This window comes from Duganella sp. 1224 (assembly GCF_013408245.1).
GTDB lineage: Bacteria > Pseudomonadota > Gammaproteobacteria > Burkholderiales > Burkholderiaceae_D > Rugamonas.
The window spans coordinates 98,988-123,876 of record NZ_JACBYS010000004.1 but is presented as its reverse complement, the minus strand read 5'-3'; the positions used below and the strand labels follow the sequence as shown (position 1 = coordinate 123,876).

Sequence of the window (24,889 nt, the reverse complement as noted above, 5' to 3'; positions counted from 1 at the left end):
ATTGTAATGGCTATTCACGGCCGAACCCGGCTGGAATGCGCACCCGTGCGGCCAGCGCAAACGCCGGCAGCGTCGACACGCAGGCCCAGATGAAGAACTGTTGATAACCCAGCTGCTGCTGGATCCAGCCGCTGACCATGCCCGGCAACATCATGCCGAGGGCCATGAAGCCGGTGCAGATCGCATAGTGGGCGGTTTTGTGCGCGCCATCGGCCACCAGCACCATGTACAGCATGAAGGCGGCAAAGCCGAAGCCATAGCCGAACTGCTCCACCGCCAGGCAGGCCGCCACCAGCGCCAGATTGTCCGGCAGGGCCGTGGCCAGGTAGACAAACACCAGGTCCGGCACATGCATGATGAACACCATCGGCATCAACGCCCGCCGCAAGCCGAAACGCGCCACCGCCACGCCGCCGGCCAGCCCGCCCAGCACCAGCGCGCAGACGCCGATGGTGCCGTAAACCAGGCCGAAATCCGCGGTGGTGAGGCCAAGGCCGCCCTTGTCGCGCGGATCCAGCAGGAAAGGCGCGGCCATCTTCAGCAACTGCGCCTCACCCAGCCGGTACAGCAGCAGGAAGCCGAGCGTGACGGCGATATCTTTCTTCTGGAAAAAACTGCGGAACGTGTGGACAAACTCCCGCCAGCGCGCGCCGCCGGCGCTGTGGCTGCGGTCCGCGTCCGCGCGCGGCAGGATCAGGTGATGATATGCGCACAGCGCCAGATACAGCAGCGCCATCAGCGCGAACACCACCGACCAGGCGTGGACCGGATCGCCGGTGGCCTGCATCAACCGCCCGGCCAGATACACCAGCCCGCCTTGTCCGCCTATCATCGCCAGCTTATAAAACGCGCTGCGGACGCCGACGAAAGCGGCCTGCTGGTGCTGGGTCGGCAGGCCGAGCATGTAAAAGCCATCGGACGCGATATCGTGCGTGGCGGACGAAAACGCCATGAGCCAGAAAATCACCAGCGTCCAGCGGAAAAAATCCGGCGCGTGCAGGGTGAGCGCCACGGCCGCCAGGCCGGCGCCGCCGACCAGCTGCATCAGCACCGTCCAGCCGCGCTTGCTGCCGAACATCTCCACCACGGGCGACCACAGCGGCTTGACCACCCATGGCAGATACAGCCAGGCGGTATAAAACGCCAGGTCGGCGTTGGAAATGCCCAGATTCTTGTACATCACGGTCGACAGCATCATCACCGCGACATAAGGCACGCCCTGGCTGAAGGACACGCTGGGCACCCACGCCCAGGGATTGGAGTTACGGCCGATTATTTTCATCGCAGTACGATACGGCCACCTTGGACAGAACGCAACTCCGGGGTCAGGTCCTCCATTTCTACACGGGCTCAGGTGCTCTGCACCTGAGCCCGTGTAGAAATGGAGGACCTGACCCCGGATTATTGCAGGGCGGCGCGGAGGTTGCCGTGGGCGGCGTCGAGCAAGGCCTGGGCCTCGGCGGCGGGGAGGTGTTTGAGCAGGACCACGATGGCGGTCTTGACGTGGAATTGGGATTGCGCCAGCGCGGCGCGGGCAGCGGGCTCGGCGGCGCCGGTGGCGTGCATGGTCAGGCGCACGGCGCGCTCGGCCAGCTTGGCATTGGTCGGGTGCAGGTCGACCATCAGGTTGCCGTAGACTTTGTGCAGGCGCACCATCAGCGCGCTGGACAGCGTGTTCAGCACGATTTTTTGCGCCGTGCCCGCCTTCAGCAGGGTGCTGCCGGAGATCACTTCCGGGCCGGTGTCCAGGCAGATGCCGAGGTCGGCGCCGACCAGCAGCGGCGTGCCGGGATTGTTGGCAATGCCCACCGTCAGCGCACCCACCGCCCGCGCCGCCTGCTGCGCGCCCAGCACATACGGCGTGGTGCCGGACGCGGCCACCAGCAGGATCACATCGTTGTAGCCGGGATAGAGCCGACGCAGGTCGGCCGCGCCCTGGTCGCGGTCATCTTCCGCGCCTTCGACCGCCTCGAACACCGCGCCCGGACCGCCGGCCAGCAGCGCGGCCGCCCGCTCGGACGGCCAGGAAAACGTCGGCGGCAGCTCCACGCTGTCCAGCAGGCCCAGCCGGCCCGAGGTGCCGGCGCCGACATAGATCAATCTGCCGCCGGCGGCCACGCGCGGCGTCATCGCCGCCACCGCCGTGCTGATGCTGGCCGCGGCCGCCTTGATGGCCCGCATCGCCAGCGCCTGATCGTCGACCAACGCCTCGACCAAGGCCTCCACCGGGTAGAGGTCCAGCTGGGGATGCTGCGTACTCGGCGTCTCGGTCTTGAGCATGGGCTTTAAGTGGCGCGGCGCATCTCCGCGACAAAGTCATAGTGATCGCTATGGCAATACGAATGGGTCAGCTCCATCGCCTCGCCGGTTTCCAGATAGGCAATCCGGGTGATGTACAGCAGCGCCTGGCCCTCCGGCACGCCCAGCTGCGCGGCCAGTTCGGCCGAGGCGTTCATCGCGCGGATGTGCTGCAGTGCCCGCGCCGGCGACTTGTTGATGCTGTCCAGATACTGATACAGCGAATTGCCGACCGCGTTCGGGTCGTTCAGCACGGTCTGCGGCAGCACCGACACCTCATACGCCATCACCACGTCATCGGCCAGGCGCAGCCGCTCCAGCCGCGCCACCTTGGAATACGGCGACAGGCCCAGGCTCAGCTGCTCCTCCGGCGTCGGCGCGACGATCGCGCGCTTGAGCCAGCGCGAGCCGGGAATGTGGCCGCGCTGCTGCAGCTGTTCCGAAAAACTGGTGAGGTTGGACAGCGGCTGCTCGATGCGCGGCGCGATGTAGTTGCCGGAGCCGCGGCGGCGCACCACCAGTCCCTGGTCCACCAGCTGGTCGATGGCCTTGCGCGCGGTGACCCGCGAAACGTTTAACAGTTCCGACAGGGTCCGTTCGGACGGCAGCGCCTGATCGACCTGGTAGCGGCCATTGAGCACATCGTCGCTCAATTTGCGGGCAATTTGCATGTACAACGGCGAACTGTCGTTGGCATCCGCCTTGAATTCAAAACTGGTCTGGCTCATTCATTTCTCCTCACCTCGCTAGTGTAATAGCGATGCGGAAAACGGTGTACGCCTTACACGAGCGGAACCAACAATATTTCTACAAGTAGCATAACGCCGCACCGGGCGAAAGCCGCGCATTTGGCGGATAATGCGGGGTTTGCACCCTCAGCCCAGACCGTTTCCGACCATGTCCAAGAAGTCCACCGCGCCCGCCGGCTGCCCCTGCGGCGGCCCCGCGCTTGCCACCTGCTGCGGCCCGTACATCGACGGCAGCGCCATCGCCCCCACCGCCGAGGCGCTGATGCGTTCGCGCTATACCGCCTACGGCCAGCGCAACGAGCCCTACCTGCTGGCCACCTGGCACGCCAGCACCCGTCCCACCGAGCCGATCATGAGCGACGAGGAAAAGGTGCAATGGCTGGGACTTGAGGTAAAATCCGCTTTACGTTTACGTCAACGTAAAGCAGAAAATGCCGATCTGACCACGGATACGGTGGAGTTCGTCGCCCGGTTCAAGATCAATGGCCGGGCGCAGCGCCTGCACGAGATCAGCAACTTTGTCCGCGAACCGGCAGCAGGAGGAGACCTGCGCTGGTTTTACGTTGACGGTAGTTTTCCAGAATAATCATGACAACACCGGGGTCAGTGCCGACATTCGGACATTGTGTCGCGTGCGACCCAATGTCCGAATGTCGGCACTGACCCCGGTTGAAAAAGGGACACGCCATGCCGCAGATCGAAAGCAAGCTCAACCCTCGTAGCGAGGATTTCAAGGCCAACGCCGCCGCCATGCAAGCCGTCGTCGACGATTTGCGCGACAAGATCGCCGCCATCGCCCAGGGCGGTGGTGAAGCGGCCTCGGCCAAGCACGTCGCCCGCGGCAAACTGCTGCCGCGCGACCGCGTGCAGATGCTGCTCGATCCCGGCACGCCTTTCCTCGAACTGTCGCAGATGGCCGCCTATGGCATGTACGACGACGCCGCACCGGCCGCCGGCATCATCACTGGCATCGGTCGCGTGGCCGGGCAGGAGTGCGTCATCGTCTGCAACGACGCCACCGTCAAGGGCGGCACCTACTACCCGATGACGGTCAAGAAGCATCTGCGGGCGCAGGAGATCGCCGACCAGAACAACCTGCCCTGCATCTACCTGGTGGACTCCGGCGGCGCCAATCTGCCGAACCAGGACGACGTCTTCCCCGACCGCGACCACTTCGGCCGCATCTTCTACAACCAGGCCAACCTGTCGGCCAAGGGCATTCCGCAGATCGCCGTGGTGATGGGTTCCTGCACCGCCGGCGGCGCCTACGTGCCGGCGATGAGCGACGAATCCATCATCGTCAAGGAACAGGGCACCATCTTCCTCGGCGGCCCGCCGCTGGTGAAGGCCGCCACCGGCGAGGTGGTGACGGCGGAAGACCTGGGCGGCGGCGATGTGCACACGCGCCTGTCCGGCGTGGCCGACCACCTGGCGCAGAACGACCTGCATGCGCTGTCGCTGGCACGCACCATCGTCTCCAATCTGAACCGCAGCAAGCCGCAGCAGGGCGCGTTGCGCGAGACCGTGGCGCCGGCCTACGGTGCCAAAGAACTGTACGGCGTGATTCCGGTCGATACCCGCAAGCCCTTCGATGTGCGCGAGGTGATCGCCCGCATCGTCGACGGCAGCGAGTTCGATGAGTTCAAGGCGCGCTACGGCACCACGCTGGTGTGCGGCTTTGCGCACATCTTCGGGATGAAGGTCGGCATCATCGCCAACAACGGCATCCTGTTCTCCGAGTCGGCGCTGAAAGGCACGCACTTCATCGAGTTGTGCGCGCAGCGCAAGATCCCGCTGGTGTTCCTGCAAAATATCACCGGCTTCATGGTCGGCCGCAAGTACGAAAACGAGGGCATCGCCCGCAATGGCGCCAAGATGGTGACGGCGGTGGCCACGGCCAAGGTGCCCAAGTTCACCGTCATCATCGGCGGCAGCTTCGGCGCCGGCAACTACGGCATGTGCGGCCGCGCGTTCTCGCCGCGCTTCATGTGGATGTGGCCCAACGCACGCATCTCGGTCATGGGCGGCGACCAGGCGGCGTCGGTGCTGGCCACCGTGAAGCGCGACGGCATCGAGGCCAAGGGCGGCGCCTGGTCGGCCGAGGAGGAGGCCGCGTTCAAGCAGCCGATCAAGGAGCAGTACGAGCACCAGGGCCACCCGTACTATGCCACCGCGCGCCTGTGGGATGATGGCGTCATCGATCCGGCCGACACGCGCACGGTGCTGGGCCTGGGCCTGTCCGCCGCCATGAACGCGGAAATCGAGGACACGAAGTTTGGCGTATTCAGGATGTGATCCGGATGACCATGCGCACACTGTATCGACTGGGAGGGGCCGCACTGCTGTGCGCCAGCGCCGCCGCGCTGGCGACGCCGCTGCCGGCCATCGATACCCGCATGGGCGAGCAGGTGGTGTCGATTCCCGCGCACATCGACGGTGACGACATCGGCCTGCAGACCACCATCTTCAAGCCGCCCGGCGATGGCCCGTTCCCGGTGCTGTTCATGAACCATGGTAAGGCGCCAGGCGACGCCCACAAGCAGAACCGCGCCCGCTACATCTACATCAGCCGTGAATTCGTCAAGCGGGGCTACGCCGTCGTCATCCCCATGCGCGTGGGCTTCGCCGGATCGGGCGGCAGCTACGTCGACCGCGAATGCAACCTGGAACACAACGGCGAGGGCCAGGCCATCTCGCTGTACGCCGCCATGCAATACGTGGCGCAACAGCCGTGGGCGGACAAAGAGCACGTGCTGATCGCCGGCCAGTCACATGGCGGCCTGACGGCGATTGCGGCCGGCAGCCACAATATGGAAGGCGTGAAGGGCATCATCAACTTCGCCGGCGGCCTGCACAAGGATAATCCGCGATGCGACTGGCAAACCTCGCTGGTCAACGCTTTTGGCGCTTACGGCAAACGCAGCGCCACGCCGTCGATCTGGTTCTACGGTGAGAACGACCGCCTGTTCGGCCCCAAACTGGCGGCCAGCATGTACGCGGCGTACACCGGCGCGGGCGGCAAGGCGCAACTGGTGGCATACGGCCCATTCAAAAATGACGCGCACGGCATGAGCGCCAGCCGCGACGGCGTACCGATCTGGCTTCCGGAAACCGAACACTTTCTGAAGACGATCGGCATGCCCGCCGACGCAAAGTACACCATCGCCGCCATCGAAGCGGCGCCGCCGACCAACTTCGCACCGCTGGATGCCGTGCCGCCGTATCTGCGCTCCCCGGGAGAGCAAGGCTACAAGGCCTTCCTGACCAAGTCCGTGCCACGCGCATTCGCGCTGTCGCCCTCCGGTTCCTGGGGCTGGGCGGAAGACGGCGATGATCCGACCGCACGGGCACTGGCCAACTGCCAGAAAAACAGCCGCACACAGTGCAAGCTGTATGCCATTGACGACTATGTCGTCTGGAAGGAATGAACATGGTGCCGGAACAGGTAGTGGTGGTTCCCGCCGAAATCAACACAAGGATTAACCATGGCTTTTGACACCCTGACCATCACGCGCGAGGAACGCGTGGCCACCGTAACGCTGAACCGTCCCGACGTGCGCAACGCCTTCAACGAAACCGCCATCGCCGAGATTAAGCGGGCCTTCAGTGAACTCGGCGAAGATGCCGGCCTGCGCGCGATTGTGCTGGCGGCGAACGGCCCGGCGTTCTGCGCCGGCGCGGACCTGAACTGGATGAAGAAAATGGCGGGCTACACGCACGCCGAGAACCACGCCGACGCGCTGCAACTGGCGGAAATGCTGCGCACCATCTACCTCTGCCCCAAGCCGGTGGTGGCCAGGGTACAGGGCGATTGCTACGCCGGCGGCATGGGCCTGGTGGCCGCGTGCGATATCGTCGTCGCGGTGGAGGAGGCCAACTTCTGCCTGAGCGAAGTGAAACTGGGCCTGATTCCGGCGACGATTTCGCCGTATGTGATCAAGGCCATGGGCGAGAACGCGTCGCGCCGCTACTTTCTGACCGCCGAGCGTTTCGGCGCGCGGGAAGCGCTGCGCATCGGTTTTGCGCATGAAGTGGTCAGCGCCGACGCGCTCGACGCCAAGGTGGCGGAGATCGTCAAGGCGCTGGTGAATAACAGTCCGCACGCCGTGCAGCAAGCCAAGGTGCTGGTGCGCGACGTCAGCGGACAAGAAGTGAGCGATGCGCTGCTGGCCGATACGGCGGAACGCATCGCGCAAATCCGCGCCTCCGGACAGGGGCGCGAAGGCGTGGCTTCCTTCCTGGAGAAGCGCAAGCCCGCCTGGTTGAATTAATGGAGCAGTTTTGGAATTGAATACACAAAGCGACTGGGTAGCGCGCAGCTTGCGCAGCGTATGGCACCCGTGCACCCAGATGCAGCATCACGAAACCATCCCGCTGATCCCGGTCAGCCGGGGCAAGGGCGCATGGCTGTACGACCATGAAGGCCGCCGCTACCTGGACGCGATCAGCTCCTGGTGGGTGAACCTGTTCGGCCACGCCAACCCGCGCATCAACGCGGCGCTGAAAGACCAGCTGGATACGCTGGAACACGCCATGCTCGCCGGCTTCACGCACGAACCTGTGATTGAATTGTCCGAAAAACTGTCGGCGCTCACCGGCCATGTGCTGGGCCACAGCTTCTACGCCAGCGACGGCGCCTCCGCCGTGGAAATCGCGCTCAAGATGAGCTTCCATTCGTGGCGCAACGACGGCCACGCGGACAAGCAGGAATTCGTCTGCCTCAAGGGCAGTTACCACGGCGAAACCATCGGTGCACTGGCCGTCACCGACGTCGCGCTGTTCAAGGACGCCTACGGCCCGTTGCTGCGCGCCTCGCAAACCGTGATGTCGCCCGACTGGCGCCTGGCCGAGGAAACCGGCAGCGCCGAGGAACGCGCGCAGGCGCAGGCCCGCCGCGCCGCCGCCGATGTCGAGCGCCTGTTCAACGAACGTGGCGACAAGATCGCCGCCATCATCATCGAGCCGCTGGTGCAATGCGCCACCGGCATGGCGATGCACGACCCGCTGTACCTGCAACTGGTACGCGCACTGTGCGACAAGCATGACGTCCACCTGATCCTCGACGAAATCGCGGTCGGCTGCGGCCGCACCGGCACCTTCTTCGCCTGCGAACAGGCCGGCGTGTGGCCGGACTTCCTGTGCCTGTCGAAGGGCATCAGCGGCGGCTACCTGCCGCTGTCGCTGGTGATGACGCGCGACGACATCTACCAGGCCTTCTACAGCAACGACGTCACGCGCGGCTTCCTGCACTCGCACTCGTACACCGGCAACCCGCTGGCCTGCCGCGCCGCCCTGGCGACGCTGCACATCTTCGAAGAAGACGATGTCCTCAACGCCAACAAGGCCAAGGCCGCGCGCCTGACGCAAGCGCTGCAACCGCTGGCACAGCACGAGCGGGTACGCAACTTCCGCCAGCGCGGCATGATCTGGGCCTTCGACGCCATCGACGCGCCGAAAGACTTCTCGCGCAACTTCTTCGCCACCGCGACCGAACACGGGCTGCTGATGCGCCCCATCGGCTCCACCGTCTACATGATGCCGCCGTACATCCTGAGCGACGAGGAAATCGACGGCCTGGCCGCCAACACGCTGGCCGTGTTCAACCAAGTGATGGCGGGCTGACGATGGAACTGCTCAACCGCCTGCACCAGCAGCTGCAAGCGCTGGACGACAAGCAGCTGATCCGCAAGCGCCGCACGGTCGACTCGCCGTGCGGCCCGCGCGTGACCGTGGACGGCCGCGAGCTGCTGGCCTTCTGCAGCAACGACTACCTCGGCCTGGCCAACCACCGCAAGATCAAGCTCGCGCTGCAGGAAGGCGCGGCGATCTACGGCGTCGGCAGCGGCGCCTCGCACCTGATCAGCGGTCATGGGCGCGCCCACGCCATGCTGGAAGAACGGCTGGCGCAATTCGTCGGCGACCAGCTGGAAGCGCCGCGCGCCATCAGCTTCTGCACCGGCTACATGGCCAACCTGGCCGTCATCGCCGGCCTGACAGCGCACGACCGCGACGCCGAGATCTTTTCCGAAGAACTGAACCACGCCTCGCTGATCGACGGCGCCCGGCTGGCCCGCGTCAAGACGCACGTCTACCCGCACGCCGACCTGCCGGCGCTGGAAACGCTGCTGAAAGCCAGCCACGCCGCCACCAAGGTCGTAGTGACGGACAGCGTGTTCAGCATGGACGGCAACCTGGCGCCGCTGCCGCGGCTGCTGGCCCTGTGCGAACAATACGGTGCCTGGCTGGTGGTGGACGACGCCCACGGCTTCGGCACGCTGGGCGCCAATGGCCACGGCGCGCTGGAGCACTTCAACCTGCGCTCGCCCTACCTGGTCTATATGGGCACGCTGGGCAAGGCGGCCGGCGTCGGCGGGGCATTTGTCGCCGCGCACGAGACGGTGATCGAAACGCTGATCCAGAAAGCCCGGCCGTATATTTTCACCACGGCGGCGGCGCCGGCCATGGCGCACGCACTGCTGACCAGCCTCGATCTGCTGGAAGGCGACGAAGGCGCCACGCGGCGCGCCCATTTGCAGGCTTTGGTGGCACAATGGAACCACGGCCTGCGCCTGCAGCGCTGGCGGCGCCTGCCCTCGGCGACGGCGATCCAGCCGGTCATCATCGGCGATAATGCGGAAACCATGCGCGCCGGCGCCGCCCTGTTCGAGCAGGGGCTGTGGGTGGGCGCGATCCGTCCGCCGACCGTGGCGCCGGGCAGCGCGCGCTTGCGCGTCACCCTCTCGGCCGGTCATACCAGGCAGGACGTGTCAACATTAATCACTGCGCTCAACGCATTGGAAAGGACCTGAGATGAGCTTGGACGATCCCGTGTTAGCAGTCGCTCCACAGACCCAGCCGACAGCGGCCGGCAGCGGCATACCGCCGCGCTTCAACTGCTTCGTCACCGGCACCGACACCGAAATCGGCAAGACGCTGATTTCCTCCGCCATGCTGCACGCCCTGGTGCAGAGCGGCGTACGCGCCTGCGGCATGAAGCCGGTGGCGGCCGGCGCTGAACTGGGCGACGACGGCAAATGGCACAACGACGATTGCGACCAGCTGGCCGCCGCCGGCAACGTGCACCTGCCGCAGTCCATCACCACGCCGTTCCTGCTGAAGGAACCGGCGGCGCCGCACATCGCCGCTGCGCTGGAAGGCATCACCATTTCGCCGGTGCCCATCCTGGCGGCCTACGTGGAAATCAACGCCGCGTCGGACGCGGTGGTAGTGGAGGGCGTGGGCGGCTTCATCGTGCCGCTGAACGACGAATTCGACACCGCCGACCTGGCCGAGCAGCTGGAACTGCCGGTGGTGCTGGTGGTCGGCCTGCGCCTCGGCTGCATCAGCCACGCGCTGCTGACGGTGGAAGCCATCCTGTCGCGCGGCCTGAAGCTGGTGGGCTGGGTGGCCAACGAAACCCAGGCCGACATGCCATTCGCCGACGAAAACGTGGCAGCGCTGGCGCAGCGCATTCCGGCGCCGCTGCTCGGCCGCGTGCCGCGCCTGGACGAGCCGACCGCCGAAGCGGCGGCGGACCATATCGATTTTACCCAGCTGCCCAACTGGCCGCTGGAGAACACCATTTGAACCAAGAAGGAATCACCATGCCACAGAACATCCTGAAAGAACCCAAGGTCGTCTCGCTGCACCGTCCCGCCGCGCCGATCACGCCAGCCGCATCCACCTGGCCGCGCGAAGAAGTGCTGGCGCTGTTCGAGCTGCCGTTCAATGACCTGATGTTCAAGGCCCAGCAAGTCCACCGCGCCAACTTCCCGGATGGCGACGTGGAACTGGCCACGCTGCTGTCGATCAAAACCGGCGGCTGCGAAGAGGATTGCGGCTACTGCCCGCAAGCGGCGCGCTACGACACCGGCGTCGAAGCCAAGAAAATCCTCGACATCGACACCGTGCTGGACGCGGCCAGGCAGGCCAAGGACAACGGCGCCACCCGCTTCTGCATGGGCGCCGCCTGGCGCAGCCCGAAAGACCGCGACATGGACAAGGTCGAGGAAATGGTGCGCTCGGTGAAGGCGCTGGGCCTGGAAACCTGCGCCACGCTGGGCATGCTGGAAGAGCACCAGGCGCAGCGCCTGAAAGACGCCGGCCTCGATTACTACAACCACAATCTGGACACCGCGCCCGAGTTCTACGACAACGTCATCTCCACCCGCCAGTACCAGGACCGCCTGGACACGCTGGGCCACGTGCGCGAAGCCGGCCTGAAAATCTGCTGCGGCGGCATCGTCGGCATGGGCGAAACGCGCGACCAGCGCGCCGGCCTGATCGCGCAACTGGCCAATCTGAATCCGTACCCGGAATCGGTGCCGATCAATCACCTGGTGCAGGTGGAAGGCACGCCGCTGCACGGCCTGGACCCGCTGGACCCGTTTGAATTCGTGCGCACCATCGCCGTGGCGCGCATCACCATGCCGAAAGCGCGCGTGCGTTTGTCGGCCGGCCGCCGCGAGTTGGGCGAAGCGGTGCAAGCCATGTGCTTCATGGCTGGCGCCAATTCCATCTTCTACGGCGACAAGCTGCTAACCACCGATAACCCGGAAGCGAACGACGACCGCGCGCTGCTGGAGAAACTGGGCCTGCGCACGCGCGGCGCGGTGCTGGAGTCGGTGCAAAAGGAGAGCTGCGGCTGCTAAGGCAGTCCACAGCTCCCACGATGATAAAAAAACTTCCGGCCATAAGCCGTCAAGAGAGAGACGATGTTTACCAAAATTCTGATCGCCAATCGTGGTGAAATTGCCTGCCGTGTGGCCGCTACCGCGCGCCGCATGGGCATTAAAACGGTCGCCGTGTACTCGGAGGCCGACGCCAACGCCAAGCACGTCGCCGTATGCGACGAGGCGGTGGCCATTGGTCCCGCCGCCGCCAAGGACAGCTACCTGCGCGGCGACAAGATCATCGCGGCCGCCAAGGCCACCGGCGCGCAAGCCATCCATCCGGGCTACGGCTTCCTGTCGGAGAACGCGGAGTTTGCCGAGGCCTGCGCCGAAGCGGGCCTGGTGTTCATTGGCCCGCCGGCATCGGCCATGCGCGCGATGGGCTCCAAGTCGGCCGCCAAGCAGCTGATGGAAAAAGCCAATGTACCGCTGGTGCCGGGTTACCACGGCGAACAGCAGGACGCCGACTTCCTGCACGGCGAAGCCGATCGCATCGGCTACCCGGTGCTGCTGAAGGCGTCGGCCGGCGGTGGCGGCAAGGGCATGCGCGTGGTCGAGAACTCGGCGCAGTTCAAGGACGCGCTGGCCTCGTGCAAGCGCGAGGCGATCAGTTCTTTTGGCGACGACAAGGTGCTGGCGGAGAAATACCTGCAGCGCCCGCGTCACATTGAAATCCAGGTGTTTGCCGATACGCTCGGCAATTGCATCTATCTTTTTGAACGCGACTGCTCGGTGCAGCGCCGCCACCAGAAAGTGCTGGAGGAAGCACCGGCGCCGGGCATGACGGACGAACGCCGCGCCGCCATGGGCGAGGCGGCGGTGGCTGCGGCGCGCGCCGTCGGCTACGTCGGCGCCGGCACGGTGGAGTTCATCGCCAACCAGGACGGCTCGTTCTACTTCATGGAGATGAACACCCGCCTGCAGGTCGAACATCCGGTGACCGAAATGATCACCGGCACCGACCTGGTGGAGTGGCAGCTGCGCGTTGCCGCCGGCGAGCCGCTGCCGAAGCAGCAACATGAGTTGGCGATCAACGGCCACGCCATCGAGGCGCGCATTTACGCCGAGAATCCGGAGAAGGGCTTCCTGCCGTCGATCGGCACGCTACGCCATCTCGGCACGCCGGATGCGGTGACTTTCCAGCTCGGCGGAGCAGCTGCGGGCGGCGCAGAGCCGGCGGCGATCCGCATCGACTCCGGCGTCCGCCAGGGCGACGCCATCTCGCCATTCTACGACCCGATGATCGCGAAACTGATCGTCTGGGGCGCGGACCGCAAGCAGGCGCTGGCCCGCATGGCGCAAGCGCTGGCGCAATACCAGATCGTCGGCTTGTCCACCAACGTCGCCTTCCTCAAGCGCCTGGTGGAAGGCCAGGCCTTCTCCAGCGCGGACCTGGACACCGGTCTGATCGAGCGCAATCACGATACGCTGTTCCCGGCCGCGCAACCCGCGCCGGCCGGCGCACTTGCCCTGGCGGCGCAAGCGCTACTGAAGGCGGAACAAACCCAAGGCACCGATCCATGGAGCCAGACCAACGGCTGGCGCATGAACCAGACCTGCACCCGCAAGCTGTCCTTCACCGACGAGCACGCGGCCTACGACATCAACGTCACCTATGGCCCCGACGGTTGGCAGTTCAGCACCGGCGGCCAGGGCGCGCGCGGCAACGTGCTGCGCGACGGCGACACCTTCCACGTCTTCACCAACGGCGGCCATCACGCGCTGGTGTGGAACGACCCGATGGCCCATGCCGGCGAGGCCGAAGCGGAAGGCGGCCGCCTGACCGCGCCGATGCCGGGCAAGGTGGTCGCCGTCCTCGCCGCCAAGGGCCAGGAAGTGAAGAAGGGCGCCGCGCTGGTCATCATGGAAGCCATGAAAATGGAACACACCATCGCCGCGCCGCACGATGGCGTGGTGGACGACATCCTCTACAACGTCGGCGACCAGGTCGCGGACGGCGCACCGCTGCTGGCCTTCAAGGCGGCGGCATAAAGGAGAACCCATGCGCATCCTGCTACACCGCGCCGACGGCAAGACCGAACCGTGGATCAAGGACTTCGCCAAATACCTGCCGGATGCCGACATCGAGATCTGGCACGCCGGCGAGAAGTGCCAGGCCTGCGACTACGCCGTCGTGTGGTCGCCGCCGGAAGCCATGCTGGCGGAACTGGCCACCGTCAAGGCCATCTTCGTCACCGGCGCCGGCGTCGACGCGCTGCTGAAGTTCGGCGACGCGCTGCCGCGCCACATCCCCATCATCCGCCTGGAAGACGCCGGCATGGCGGTGCAGATGGCGGAATACGTCACGCACGCGGTGCTGCGCTACTTCCGCCGCTTCGACGAATACGAAGCGCAGGCGCGCGCCGGCCAGTGGGCGCCGCTGCCGCAGCATCACAAGGAAGACTTCTCCGTCGGCGTGCTGGGTATGGGCGTGCTGGGCACCCGCGTGCTGGAAGCGCTGGCGCCGTTCGGCTTCCCGCTGCGCGGCTGGAGCCGCACCGGGAAGAGTCTCAACGGCGTGCAGACCTTCCACGGCGCCGATGGCCTGGACACCTTCCTGCGCGGCACGCGCGTGCTGGTCTGCCTGCTGCCGCTGACGCCGGACACCAGCAACATCATGGACCGCGCCAATATGCACAAGCTGCCGGAGGGCGCGTACATCATCAACGTGGCGCGCGGCGCGCACTTCGCGGAACCGGACCTGCTGGCGTTGGTCAAGTCCGGCCACATCGCCGCCGCCACGCTGGACGTGTTCCGCAACGAGCCGTTGCCGGCGCAGCATCCGTTCTGGCAGGAGCAGCGCATCACCATCACGCCGCACATCTCGGCGCTGACCTTGCGCCGAGAAAGCGTGCAGCAGATCGCCGATAACATCCGCAAGACCGAGGCCGGCGAACCCGTCGCCGGCCTGGTCGACCGCACACTGGGGTACTGAAATGAGCAGCTTACCGAAGCAAGTCAACATCGTTGAAGTGGGTCCGCGCGACGGCCTGCAAAATGAAAAGGAAAACGTTCCGGCCGAGGTCAAGATCGAGCTGGTGAACCGTCTCACCAGCGCCGGCTTCCGCAACATTGAGGCGGCGGCCTTCGTGTCGCCGAAGTGGGTGCCGCAGATGGCCACCAGCGCCGAGGTGATGGCGGCCATCACGCGCAAACCGGGCGTGATCTACTCCGCGCTGACGCCGAACATGCAGGGCTTTGAAGCGGCGCGGGCGGCGCGCGCGGACGAAGTGGTGATTTTCGGCTCGGCGTCGGAAGCGTTCTCGCAAAAGAACATCAATTGCTCGATCGCCGAGTCGATCGCGCGCTTCGAGGGTGTGGCCAGGGCGGCCAAGGACAACGGCATTCGTCTGCGCGGCAGCATCAGCTGCGCCTTCGGCTGCCCGTATCAGGGCGAGGTGCCGCTGGACGCGGTGGCGGACGTGGTGGGCCGCATGCGCGACCTGGGCTGCGACGAAATCGACATCGCCGATACCATCGGCGTGGCCACGCCGCGCAAGACGCAGGCGGTGATGGAGCGCGCCATCCGCGAGTTCCGCGTGGATGCTTTGTCCGGCCACTTCCATGACACCTATGGCCAGGCACTGGCCAACATCTACGCCAGCCTGGAGCTGGGCATCGCGATTTACCACTCGTCGGTGTCGGGACTGGGCGGCTGCCCGTACGCCAAGGGCGCGACCGGCAATGTCGCCACCGAGGATGTGCTGTACATGATGCAGGGGCTGGGCATCGAGACCGGCGTCGATCTCGACATCGTGGTGGATGCGGGCCAGTTCATCTCGCAATTCCTCGGCCGCAAAGGCGCCAGCCGCGCCGGCAACGCCATCGCCGCCAAACGCGCCGGCTAGTCGTCCCGGAAAACCGGGGTCAGTGCCGACATTCGGACATTTCGTCAGCGAAATGTCCGAATGTCGGCACTGACCCCGGTTGTTTTTACATCTGGCGGAACTGGCGGGTGTAGGCGTCGCTGACGGCGAGCTTGTCGTTGCGGCCTTTGATGCGGATTTCCATGCCGGTGCCATCGCGCTCGATGCGGTCGATCGCTTCCAGGTTGACGATGGCGCCGCGGTGCACTTGCGTGAACTGCGCCGGGTCCAGCTGTTCGATCAGGGTTTTCAGCGGCAGCCGTATCAGCGCTTCGCCTTCCTGCGTCACCACGCGCGTGTATTTGCCGTCCGACTGGAAGAACTGCACGTCGCGCACCATCACCAGCCGCACCGTGTTGCCGGCCGACGCCTTGATCCACTTCAGATGCTGCACCGGCGCCGGCGCCACTTGCTGCCACACGCCTGGCGGCACCGGCGCCGCGCTGCGCGTTTTCAGCCGCTTCACCGTTTGCAGCAGCCGCGCCGCCGTCACCGGCTTGACGATGTAGTCCACCGCATCCGCCTCGAAGGCCTGCACCGCATGCTCGGCATACGCGGTGACGAACACGATCCGCGTCTGCTCGCTCACGTGGCGCGCGACGTCGATACCGGTCAGGCCGGGGATCTGGATGTCAAGGAAAACCACGTCCGGCTTCAGCGCTTCCAGCAGCGAGACCGCTTCCACGCCGTTTTCCGCATGGCCGGCAATGTCCAGTTCCGGCCACAACGCGGCTAGCTGGTCGCGCAGTTCCGCCATCAGCAGCGGTTCGTCTTCCACGATCAATGCGATCGGCATGCTTACTCCTTGATGATCAGCGTGGCCAGCACGCCGCCTTGTTCCGACGCCGCCACCGACAGCGACGCGCGCTCGCCATACAGCAATTGCAGACGCTCATGGATGTTGGCCAGCCCGAAGCCCTGGCCCATCTGCTCGGTGAGTCCGACGCCATCATCGCACACCTGCACCCGCAGTTCGCCGTCGCGCAGCGCGGCGGTGATGGTGATGTCGCCCGGCCGGCTGGCGCGTTCCAGTCCGTGCTTGACGGCGTTTTCCACCAGCGAGATCAGCATCGCCGGCGGGAAGGTATGGGCGCGCGCGGCGGCGTCGGCATCGATGCGGAAGCGCAGACGCTGGCCCATGCGGATCTGCATGATGGACAGGTAGCTGCGTGCCAGCGCCAGCTCGCGTTCCAGCGTCGACGACACAGAGCGCATGTCGGGTAGCGCGTTTTGCAGGTAGCCGACCAGGTGGTCCAGCATCTGCTGCGCGGTGTCGGCGTCGGTGCGCACCAGGTATTTGAGGTTGGCCAGCGTGTTGAATAAAAAGTGCGGCTCGACCTGGGCCTGCAGAGCGGTCAGGCGCGCTTGCAGCGCGGCGCGTTCCAGTTCCTGTTCGCGCTTGACGGCGCGCAGCGCGCGGTCGCGCTGTTCCAGTTGCGATTGCAGGTGCGTGGCGATGGTGTCCACCGCATGCAGCGCCTCGCCACGCTGCACGCAGAAGAAGTTGACGCCGAAGCGGCGGCGGATGCGCACCTCAACCTGCTGGCCCGGTTCGCCGGCCACCACCACTTCGGTGCTGCGGCCCAGCCACAGCGGACGCCATGGTCCCAGCACGATCTTGCCGCTGAACGGCGAGTGACGGAACACGGCCGGGCCGCCGTAGCCGAGCGCCATGCCGACCGCGAGGCCGGACAGCGTTTCCGCGCACAGGTGGTAGGTGCTGAGCGGATCAAGCGGCGACAGCACCACGCGGCGTGGACGGGAGCTGATCATCTCGGCGGTGAGCGGCGTGCCAGCCTCGGACAGTTCGTTCAGGCGGCGGCGCACGTTGCTGGCGACGCCAATCGAAGGAATCAGCGCCGGCCAGACGACGGTGAACAGCGCCATCCAGTTCCAGCCGAAATGCATGCCCGTGCGCGCGCTCGCCGACGAATACAGCGCCGTCACCAGCGCCATGAAGCACAGGACGAAGATCGCGATGGCGGACCAGATGCGCAGCAGCGACTGCCAGTAATAGCGTCGCACCAGCGCCGGGTCGTGCTCGACGGTTGGAGGATGGCGGTAGAAGGGTGTCGTATTCATCACATCCATTCTAGCGGCGGTGGGGCGGCGCGACGGCCCATGCGACGAAGGGGCCAAAATCGGGCACGAATAGGAAAAAACCCTGTTTGACGTTGCCATCAAACAGGGTTTTTAGATTTTGGTCGGAGTACAAGGATTCGAACCTTGGACCCTCTGGTCCCAAACCAGATGCGCTACCGGGCTGCGCTACACTCCGAAGAAGCAAGATAATACAGGCTGGCGGGGAGGCCGTCAAGTGCCCGCCAAATTTTGGTGCTATGATTTCCCGACCATGAGTGCAACTTTTTCATTTGATCAATCCGACCGGCGCCGGCGCCCGGGCATTGCGGCCGGCGTCGCGGTGTCGCTGGTACTGCACGCGGTGCTGTTGTTCGGTTACCGCTTGTCCAGGCCGCCCGAGCACCAGCAGCCGGCGCGGACGATGACGGTGTGGCTGCAGCCGGCCAAGCCGCCGCAGATCGTTGCCAAAGTGGAACCGCCACCGCCGCAGCGCGAGAAGCCGGACGTCGCCAAGGCAGCCCCGCGCGCGCGCAACGCGCCGGCGCAGACGATGCCAGCCACGCCGCGCGCCGCCGAGCCGCCGCCGGACGCTGTCGCGGTACAGGCCAGGCCGGCGGAAGCGCAGGCGATCACGCTGCCGCCCGCGCCCGATCCGCTCCATCCGGAGCTGCAGCCCAGGCAGTTCGACATGAACGCGGCGCTGAAGACCGCCCGCAAGGTGGCCAGCGAGAAGGATCCGGCGCGCGCCGGCCTGCCGGTGGCGCAGCTCGACGATCATCCGCTGTATCCGGAGGACAACCAGACGCAGCTGCAAAAAGGCATCGCCAGTGCCAAGAAGGGCGATTGCCTGCAAAAGGGCGCCGGCATGGGCTTGCTGGCGCCGCTGGTGTGGGCGTTCGACAAGCACTGCAAGTTTTAGCCACCCCGTCGTTCCGGCGCGGGCGCGGCGTTAATCGTCGTTTTTCAGCGCCAGCGCGCGGTCGTACAGCGCGTTTTTCTTGCGGCCGGTGATCTGTGCGGCCAGTCCCGCTGCCTGTTTGACAGGCAGTTCCGCCAGCAAAATCTGCAGGATGCGGTCCGCCTCGGCGTCGTTTTCGTCATCGGCCGGGGCCGCGCCCTCCAGCAGCACGACGAATTCTCCCTTCTCCCGGTGGCCATCGGCCTTGATCCACGCTTCCGCCTCGGACAGCGGGCAACGGTGGATTTCCTCGAACATCTTGGTCAGCTCGCGCGCAAACACCACCTGCCGGGTCGGCTCAAATACCGACGCCAGCGCGCTGGCGCAGTCGAGAATCCGGTGCGGCGCCTCGTAGAACACCATGGTGGCCGTCACCGCCCGCAGGGTGCCGAGGAAATTCTCGCGCTGCTTGGCCTTGGCCGGCAGAAAGCCGACAAAGTAAAACTGGTCGTTCACCAGCCCGCTGGCCGACAGGGCCGTCACCGCCGCCGACGCCCCCGGCAACGGCAGCACCCGCAGCCCGGCCGCCCGCACCGCGTCGACAATCCGTGCGCCCGGATCGGACACCGCCGGCGTGCCGGCGTCCGACACCAGCGCGATCCGCTCGCCGGCCTGCAGGCGGGCGATCAGCGTCTCGGCCGCCTCGCGCTCGTTGTGCTGATGCGCGGCAATCAGCGGCTTGTGCAGGCCGAAGCGGCCCATCAGCGTGGCGGTGTTGCGCGTGTCCTCGCATGCCACAGCATTGACCAGGCTCAAAACGTGCAGCGCGCGCAGGCTAATATCCGTCACATTCCCTATGGGGGTCGCCACAACGTACAAGGTTGCGCTAGGATAGGTCTGGTGCGCCGTTTCGCCCATGACGGGCAGGCTGGCGATGGAACTGGATACGATGTCGCTCATTGGGGGTAGGATGAATAGTGTGAGGTTGACGCTGCTGTGCATGGCCGCCGCGGCGCTGAGTGCATGCAGCACGCCGTTTTGCGACGCGCCGGGTGGATTGTGCGCGCCCCAGACCGCAAAAACAAGTGCGCCGCCGCCCGTGCCGGTGCCGCCGCCTCCGCTGCCCAAGCCGCCGCCCGAGCCTACCCCGCCGCCGGCCGAGGTCTTTGCCATCAGCCTGCCGGGCGCGGCCGGCGTCACGGACGAGGACCGCGCCCAGTTGCCGCCCAAGGCCGAGCCGCCGGCCGCCGTGCGCGACGTCGACTACAACGCCCTGCCGCCCGACACGCCGGTCCGCATCGGCCTGCTGCTGCCGCTGCGCTCGGAAACGCTGGGCGCCGCCGCCGATTCGGTGCGCGCCGGCTTCATGGCCGCGTGGGAGCGCGACCGCGCCAACATCACCGTCAACGTCATCGACACCGGCGACGTGCCGCAGGACATCCTGTCCGCCTACGCCCACGCGCTGCAAGACCACGACATCGTGGTCGGCCCGCTGTCGCGCGCGGCCGTGGCCACGGTCGCGTCCAGCGCGCTGGTCAGCAAGCCGACCATCGCCCTCAACACGCCGGAGGGCTACGGCCAGCCGGGCGCCGCGCCGCTGCCGCAGAACATGGTGGCAATCGGCCTGTCGATCGAGGAAGAGGCGCGCCAGGCCGCGCAATGGGCCAACGCCGACCAGCCGGACGGCGCCGCGCTGGTGCTGACCACCAACTCCGCCTGGCAGCGCCGGGTGGCGGCTGCCTTCGCCGGCCAGTGGCAGCGGCTGGGCCGCCCGGTCCGCACCATCGAGCTGAGCGCGCCGGACGGCTACCTCAGCGATCCGGAACTGGTGCAGCTGCGCGCCACCTTGCGCCAGAGCCTGCCGGCGCTGCTGTTCTCGGCCATGGGCGCCGACCAGACCCGCCAACTGCGCCTGGCCCTGGCCAGCGCCGCCAGCACCGAGCCGACCAACCCCACCTTCAGCACCGCCGACGCGCTGCCGGCGCCGCCGCCATCGGCGCCCGACGGCCAGTTCGCCAGTCTGCCGATCTACGGCACCTCGGCACTCAATCCGGGCAGCGGCGCCAACTTCCCGGCGCAGGACCTGGATGGCGTGCGCCTGCTGGACCTGCCGTGGCAAGTGCAGCGCGACCATCCGGCGGTGATGGTCTACCCGCGTCCGCTGCAGAGCGGCGTCGGCAGCGCCGACATGACGCGCCTGTACGCGCTCGGCATCGACGCCTTCCGCGTCGCCCGCGAAATCGGCCGCCACCCGGCCGGCCGCTTCCAGCTCGACGGCGTGACCGGCAAGCTGACCGTCGATTTCGGCCAGGGCCCGGCCAGCTTCGAGCGGGTGGAACAGTCGGCCATCTACCAGAACGGCGCGCCGCAGCCGGTGCGTCCATGAGGATGTCATGCCGCGCACCCCACAGCAGCGGCTGGGCCGGCAGGGCGAGGACCGGGCGCTGGCCCACCTCCAGGCCCACGGCCTGACGCTGCTGGAGCGCAATTTCCTCTGCAAATCCGGGGAAATCGACCTGATCATGCAGGACGGGCCGCTGCTGGTGTTCGTGGAAGTGCGCCAGCGCGCCAGCAGCCACTTCGGCGGCGCGGTCTACAGCGTCACCCCGGCCAAGCAGCAGCGCCTGCTGCGCGCCGCGCAATATTATCTGTTGCGCCACAAAATCCCGCCGCCGTGCCGCTTCGACGTGGTCGCCATCGACCAGGAAAAGTTATCCTGGATGCAAAATGCGCTGGAGATGTAAGCATTTTTAACAGCGCTTGTCCGGTCCGCAGGACGACTGCACTATAATCAGCACACTATGACTAATCAACGCATCCTGGCGCACTTCCACGAAAGTGCCGAAACTAAAATCCAGTCCGCGACCGTCCTCGCGCCGCACATTGCGCAAGCGATCGAGATGATGTTCACGGCCCTGTCCAATGGCAACAAGATTCTGGTCTGCGGCAATGGCGGTTCGGCGGCCGACTCGCAGCACTTCGCGGCCGAGCTGGTGGGGCGCTTCGAACGCGAGCGCTTCCCGCTGCCGGCCATCGCGCTGACCACCGACACCTCGATCCTGACGGCGGTGGCCAACGATTACAGCTACCGCGAGATTTTCTCGAAGCAGGTGCAGGCCTACGGCCAGGCCGGCGACATCCTGATGGCGTTCTCCACCTCGGGCAACTCGGCCAACGTCATGGCCGCGATCGAGGCGGCGCTGGAGCGCGAGATGCGCGTGGTGGCGCTGACCGGCAAGGGCGGCGGCGCCATCGGCAAGATGCTGACCGACGCCGACGTCCATATCTGCGTGCCGCACGACCGTACCGCCCGTATCCAGGAAGTCCACCTGGTGTCCATCCATGCTATTTGCGACGGCATCGACGTCGCGCTGTTCGGAGGAGATGTGAATGAGTAAATCCAGCGCTATCTGGAAACAGGTACAACGTCCGCTGGCGATGAGCGTGCTGTGCGGCGCCATGCTGGCCTCGCTGTCGGGCTGCGTCGCGCTGGTCGCGGGCGGAGCGATTTCCGGAACGCTGGCGGCCTCCGACCGCCGCACCTTCGGCGCCCAGACGGAAGACCGCGCGATCGAGGTCAAGGGCGCCATCAAGATCAACAACGTCACCGGCGACGCCGGCCACGTCAACATCAACAGCTTCAACCGCCGCGCCCTGCTGACCGGCGAGGTGCGCGACGAGGCCATGAAGGCCGCCGTCGAGCGCGAAGTACGCGGCATCGAGGGCGTGATCGACGTCATCAACGAACTGGAAATCGCCGGCCCGTCGAGCTACACCTCGCGCTCCAGCGACACGCTGATCACCACCAAGGTCAAGGCCAGCCTGGTCGACGCCAAGGACATTTCCGCCAACTCCTTCCAGGTCGTCACCGAGCGCGGCGTGGTCTACCTGCAGGGCCGCGTGACCCAGCGCGAAGGGCAGCAGGCGGCCGACATCGCGCGCGGCGTCAGCGGCGTGATGAAGGTGGTCAAGGTGTTCGAATACATCACCGAGGAAGAGTGGAAGCAGTACCAGCCCAAACCCGCCAACACCAACACGCAGAGCACACCATGAGTACTTCATCGCGCGCCTGGATCAAGCCGGTGATCGCCGCCGTGGCGATTGCCGCCATCGGCCTGGCCGCCTACACCGCGCTGGGCCAGCGCGAGGTGGCGCCGCAAGTCGCCTTCATCAGTCTCAAGGGCGAGAAGATCACGCCGGAAAGCCTGAAGGGCAAGGTCGTCATGGTCAACTTCTGGGCCACCTCGTGCACCACCTGCGTGGGCGAGATGCCGAAGATGGTCGACACCTACAACAAGTTCAAGGGCCAGGGCCTGGAATTCGTGGCCGTGGCCATGAGCTACGACCCGGCCAACTACGTGGCCAACTACGCCGAAACGCGCCAGCTGCCGTTCAAGGTGGCGCTGGACGTCGACGGCTCGGCCGCCAAGGCCTATGGCAACGTGGCGATGACGCCGACCACCTTCGTCATCGGCAAGGACGGCAAGATCCTCAAGCGCTACCTGGGCGAGCCGGACTTCGCGGCGCTGCACAAGCTGCTGGCGGAATCGCTGAAGAGCTGAGCGGCCATGCAGGCGGCATGGCACGACAAGCTGACGCTGCTGCTTGAATCCACCGGCGACGGCATGTTCGGCGTCGATCTGGACGGCCGCTGCACCTTCATCAACCGCGCCGGCGCCGACATCCTCGGCTACAGCACCGACCAGGTGCTGGGCCGGAACATGCATGACCTGATCCACCACTCCCATCCCGACGGCAGCCACTACGAAGAGACGCAATGTCCGATCTTCCTGGCCTTCCGCACCGGCCGCCCGTGCCGCAACGACCAGGAAGTGTTCTGGCGCGCCGATGGCAGCCGCTTCAACGCCGAATACTCGTCGCACCCGGTGATCGACCAGGGCGCGGTGCGCGGCGCCGTCATCACCTTCACCGACATCACCCAGCGCAAACAGACCGAGGACGCGCTGCAACGCGCCCGCCTGGAGCTGGAACAGCGCGTGGCCGAGCGCACCGCCGAACTGTCGCAGGCGCTGCTGCAACTGCGCCAGCTGTCGGCCCACACCGAGGCGGTGCGCGAGCAGGAACGCAAGCGCATCGCGCGCGAAATCCACGATGAACTGGGCAGCCTGCTGGTGGCGCTGAAGTTCGACGTCAACTGGATCGCCCGCCGCGTCAGCGACCGCGAGCCGGTGGCCGACAAGTGCCAGACCATGAACCGCCTGATCGAACGCGCGGTGGAGGACGTCGGCCGCATCATCACCGACCTGCGTCCCTCCATCCTCGACCACCAGGGCCTGGTGGCGGCGCTGGAATGGCAGTTGCAGGAATTTGCCGACGCCACCGAAATCGTCTGCGACGCCGACATCGTCGCCGCGCCCGACGCGCCGGCGCCGGAGGCGCAGCAGGCCACCGCCGTGTTCCGCATCTTCCAGGAGATGCTGAGCAACGTGGCGCGCCATTCCGGCGCCAGCGCGGCGCGCATCCGCATCCACTTGCTGCCGCACGAGCTGCGGATGGAAGTGGCGGACAACGGCGTGGGCGCGCCCGCCGCCCAGCTGAACGATCACGGCGCCTACGGCGTGATGGGCATGCGCGAGCGCGCGCTGCACTTCGGCGGCGCGCTGGACATCACGCGCGGCGACGACGGCGCCGGCACGCTGGTGCGGTTGACGATGCCGCTGCGGAGCGCGGCATGATCCGCGTGCTGCTGTGCGACGACCACCGCGTGGTGCGCGCGGGCCTGAAGCAGATCATCGCCGACAGCGGCGATATCGAAGTGGCCGGCGAATGCGCCGACGGCCCGGAGGCCTTGCGCCAGGCCGGCATCCTGGCCATCGACATGGTGCTGCTGGATATCGCGCTGCCGGTGCAGGACGGCCTGGAGGTGCTGGCGGAACTGAAGCGCCGCGCGCCGCGCCTGCCGGTGCTGATGCTGTCCACCTATCCGGAAAAGCAGTACGCGCTGCGCTGCTACAAGCTGGGCGCCGCCGGCTACCTGAATAAAAGCGCCGACGCCGACGAGCTGCTGGACGCCATCCGCCGCGTCGCCGACGGCGGCTCGCTGGCGCCGGGCGACAGCCCCAAGCTGCCGCACGAGACGCTGTCGCAGCGCGAATACCAGGTGTTCGAGGCCATCGCCGCCGGCCGCAGCGTCGGCCAGATTGCACTGGAATTGGGCGTCAGCTCCAACACCGTGAGCACTTATCGTGCACGCATCCTGGAAAAGACCGGCACCAGCAACGACGTCGGCATCGCCCTGTACGCCGTGCAGCACCAGCTGATCAAAGTGTAATGTAGGGGAAGCACTACAACCGCCGGCCGGTG

25 protein-coding genes and 1 tRNA gene are annotated in these 24,889 nt (G+C 66.3%); 19 read left to right on the top strand and 7 right to left on the bottom strand.

The genetic code is table 11. The annotated features are described in order from the left end of the window. Positions 1-10: 10 nt before the first annotated feature. The 3 genes from FHW58_RS19150 to FHW58_RS19140 form a co-directional block, all read right to left on the bottom strand. Positions 11-1,282: an MFS transporter gene (locus FHW58_RS19150; protein ID WP_179674771.1), complete on the bottom strand. Its 1,272-nt coding sequence runs from the start codon at positions 1,280-1,282 to the stop codon at positions 11-13. Positions 1,283-1,401: 119 nt separating this feature from the next. Then, positions 1,402-2,280 (bottom strand): N-acetylmuramic acid 6-phosphate etherase, encoded by an 879-nt coding sequence (locus tag FHW58_RS19145; RefSeq protein WP_179674770.1) that lies wholly within the window; start codon positions 2,278-2,280, stop codon positions 1,402-1,404. A 5-nt stretch (positions 2,281-2,285) separates the two neighbouring features. Continuing rightward, positions 2,286-3,026 carry a GntR family transcriptional regulator gene (locus FHW58_RS19140; protein ID WP_179674769.1) on the bottom strand — a complete coding sequence of 247 codons (741 nt, stop codon included), beginning with the start codon at positions 3,024-3,026 and terminating at the stop codon, positions 2,286-2,288. Positions 3,027-3,195: 169 nt separating this feature from the next. Between FHW58_RS19140 and FHW58_RS19135 the strand changes: the two genes are divergently transcribed. The 11 genes from FHW58_RS19135 to FHW58_RS19085 all read left to right on the top strand — a co-directional run bounded on the left by FHW58_RS19135 (position 3,196) and on the right by FHW58_RS19085 (position 15,567). Next, positions 3,196-3,633, top strand: a complete 438-nt coding sequence (locus FHW58_RS19135; protein WP_179674768.1) for a YchJ family protein — start codon at positions 3,196-3,198, stop codon at positions 3,631-3,633. Between the two features lie 101 nt (positions 3,634-3,734). Further along, complete coding sequence (locus FHW58_RS19130) at positions 3,735-5,342, top strand: carboxyl transferase domain-containing protein (protein WP_179674767.1); 1,608 nt, start codon at positions 3,735-3,737, stop codon at positions 5,340-5,342. A 5-nt stretch (positions 5,343-5,347) separates the two neighbouring features. Further along, positions 5,348-6,475, top strand: a complete 1,128-nt coding sequence (locus FHW58_RS19125; RefSeq protein WP_179674766.1) for a dienelactone hydrolase family protein — start codon at positions 5,348-5,350, stop codon at positions 6,473-6,475. Between the two features lie 57 nt (positions 6,476-6,532). Then, on the top strand, positions 6,533-7,318 hold the full coding sequence (locus FHW58_RS19120) for an enoyl-CoA hydratase/isomerase family protein (RefSeq protein ID WP_179674765.1): 786 nt from the start codon (positions 6,533-6,535) through the stop codon (positions 7,316-7,318). A 10-nt stretch (positions 7,319-7,328) separates the two neighbouring features. Beyond that, positions 7,329-8,669 carry an adenosylmethionine--8-amino-7-oxononanoate transaminase gene (gene bioA / locus FHW58_RS19115; RefSeq protein ID WP_179674764.1) on the top strand — a complete coding sequence of 447 codons (1,341 nt, stop codon included), beginning with the start codon at positions 7,329-7,331 and terminating at the stop codon, positions 8,667-8,669. Between the two features lie 2 nt (positions 8,670-8,671). Beyond that, positions 8,672-9,856 carry an 8-amino-7-oxononanoate synthase gene (gene bioF, locus FHW58_RS19110; protein ID WP_179674763.1) on the top strand — a complete coding sequence of 395 codons (1,185 nt, stop codon included), beginning with the start codon at positions 8,672-8,674 and terminating at the stop codon, positions 9,854-9,856. A 1-nt stretch (position 9,857) separates the two neighbouring features. Further along, positions 9,858-10,634 carry a dethiobiotin synthase gene (gene bioD / locus FHW58_RS19105; protein ID WP_179674762.1) on the top strand — a complete coding sequence of 259 codons (777 nt, stop codon included), beginning with the start codon at positions 9,858-9,860 and terminating at the stop codon, positions 10,632-10,634. A gap of 17 nt (positions 10,635-10,651) precedes the next feature. After that, positions 10,652-11,698, top strand: a complete 1,047-nt coding sequence (bioB, locus tag FHW58_RS19100; RefSeq protein ID WP_179674761.1) for a biotin synthase BioB — start codon at positions 10,652-10,654, stop codon at positions 11,696-11,698. Between the two features lie 63 nt (positions 11,699-11,761). Continuing rightward, positions 11,762-13,711 carry an acetyl/propionyl/methylcrotonyl-CoA carboxylase subunit alpha gene (locus FHW58_RS19095; RefSeq protein ID WP_179674760.1) on the top strand — a complete coding sequence of 650 codons (1,950 nt, stop codon included), beginning with the start codon at positions 11,762-11,764 and terminating at the stop codon, positions 13,709-13,711. A gap of 10 nt (positions 13,712-13,721) precedes the next feature. Further along, positions 13,722-14,654: a glyoxylate/hydroxypyruvate reductase A gene (locus FHW58_RS19090; protein ID WP_179674759.1), complete on the top strand. Its 933-nt coding sequence runs from the start codon at positions 13,722-13,724 to the stop codon at positions 14,652-14,654. A gap of 1 nt (position 14,655) precedes the next feature. Further along, complete coding sequence (locus FHW58_RS19085) at positions 14,656-15,567, top strand: hydroxymethylglutaryl-CoA lyase (RefSeq protein WP_179674758.1); 912 nt, start codon at positions 14,656-14,658, stop codon at positions 15,565-15,567. Positions 15,568-15,652: 85 nt separating this feature from the next. Here the strand turns inward: FHW58_RS19085 and FHW58_RS19080 are convergent, their stop codons facing one another. The 3 genes from FHW58_RS19080 to FHW58_RS19070 form a co-directional block, all read right to left on the bottom strand. After that, positions 15,653-16,381, bottom strand: a complete 729-nt coding sequence (locus FHW58_RS19080) for a LytTR family DNA-binding domain-containing protein (RefSeq protein WP_179674757.1) — start codon at positions 16,379-16,381, stop codon at positions 15,653-15,655. 2 nt (positions 16,382-16,383) lie between these two features. Further along, positions 16,384-17,667: a sensor histidine kinase gene (locus tag FHW58_RS19075; RefSeq protein WP_179674756.1), complete on the bottom strand. Its 1,284-nt coding sequence runs from the start codon at positions 17,665-17,667 to the stop codon at positions 16,384-16,386. A gap of 119 nt (positions 17,668-17,786) precedes the next feature. Continuing rightward, positions 17,787-17,863, bottom strand: a tRNA-Pro gene (locus tag FHW58_RS19070). Between the two features lie 75 nt (positions 17,864-17,938). On the opposite strand from FHW58_RS19070, the gene FHW58_RS19065 reads away from it, so the two are divergent. Continuing rightward, positions 17,939-18,586 (top strand): hypothetical protein, encoded by a 648-nt coding sequence (locus tag FHW58_RS19065; protein ID WP_179674755.1) that lies wholly within the window; start codon positions 17,939-17,941, stop codon positions 18,584-18,586. A gap of 30 nt (positions 18,587-18,616) precedes the next feature. Here the strand turns inward: FHW58_RS19065 and rsmI are convergent, their stop codons facing one another. Continuing rightward, positions 18,617-19,525 (bottom strand): 16S rRNA (cytidine(1402)-2'-O)-methyltransferase, encoded by a 909-nt coding sequence (gene rsmI, locus FHW58_RS19060; RefSeq protein ID WP_179674754.1) that lies wholly within the window; start codon positions 19,523-19,525, stop codon positions 18,617-18,619. 10 nt (positions 19,526-19,535) lie between these two features. Here rsmI and FHW58_RS19055 point away from each other — a divergent pair, with 10 nt between their 5' ends. The 7 genes from FHW58_RS19055 to FHW58_RS19025 are packed head-to-tail and all read left to right on the top strand — an operon-like array spanning position 19,536 to position 24,857. Then, on the top strand, positions 19,536-20,951 hold the full coding sequence (locus FHW58_RS19055; protein ID WP_179674753.1) for a penicillin-binding protein activator: 1,416 nt from the start codon (positions 19,536-19,538) through the stop codon (positions 20,949-20,951). Between the two features lie 7 nt (positions 20,952-20,958). Then, positions 20,959-21,309, top strand: coding sequence for a YraN family protein (locus FHW58_RS19050; protein ID WP_179674752.1), 351 nt, complete (start codon positions 20,959-20,961; stop codon positions 21,307-21,309). Between the two features lie 57 nt (positions 21,310-21,366). Further along, the gene (locus FHW58_RS19045; protein ID WP_179674751.1) at positions 21,367-21,963 is read left to right on the top strand and encodes a phosphoheptose isomerase; all 597 of its coding nucleotides are present in this window, start codon (positions 21,367-21,369) and stop codon (positions 21,961-21,963) included. Beyond that, the gene (locus tag FHW58_RS19040; RefSeq protein WP_179674750.1) at positions 21,956-22,618 is read left to right on the top strand and encodes a BON domain-containing protein; all 663 of its coding nucleotides are present in this window, start codon (positions 21,956-21,958) and stop codon (positions 22,616-22,618) included. Before FHW58_RS19045 ends, FHW58_RS19040 begins: the two co-directional genes overlap by 8 nt. Then, positions 22,615-23,127, top strand: a complete 513-nt coding sequence (locus tag FHW58_RS19035) for a peroxiredoxin (RefSeq protein WP_179674749.1) — start codon at positions 22,615-22,617, stop codon at positions 23,125-23,127. Before FHW58_RS19040 ends, FHW58_RS19035 begins: the two co-directional genes overlap by 4 nt. A 6-nt stretch (positions 23,128-23,133) precedes the next feature. Then, positions 23,134-24,261: a PAS domain-containing sensor histidine kinase gene (locus tag FHW58_RS19030; RefSeq protein ID WP_179674748.1), complete on the top strand. Its 1,128-nt coding sequence runs from the start codon at positions 23,134-23,136 to the stop codon at positions 24,259-24,261. After that, entirely contained in the window at positions 24,258-24,857 is a 600-nt protein-coding gene (locus FHW58_RS19025; protein ID WP_179674747.1) for a response regulator transcription factor, read from the top strand. The genes FHW58_RS19030 and FHW58_RS19025 overlap by 4 nt, the downstream gene beginning before the upstream one ends. Positions 24,858-24,889: the final 32 nt, after the last annotated feature.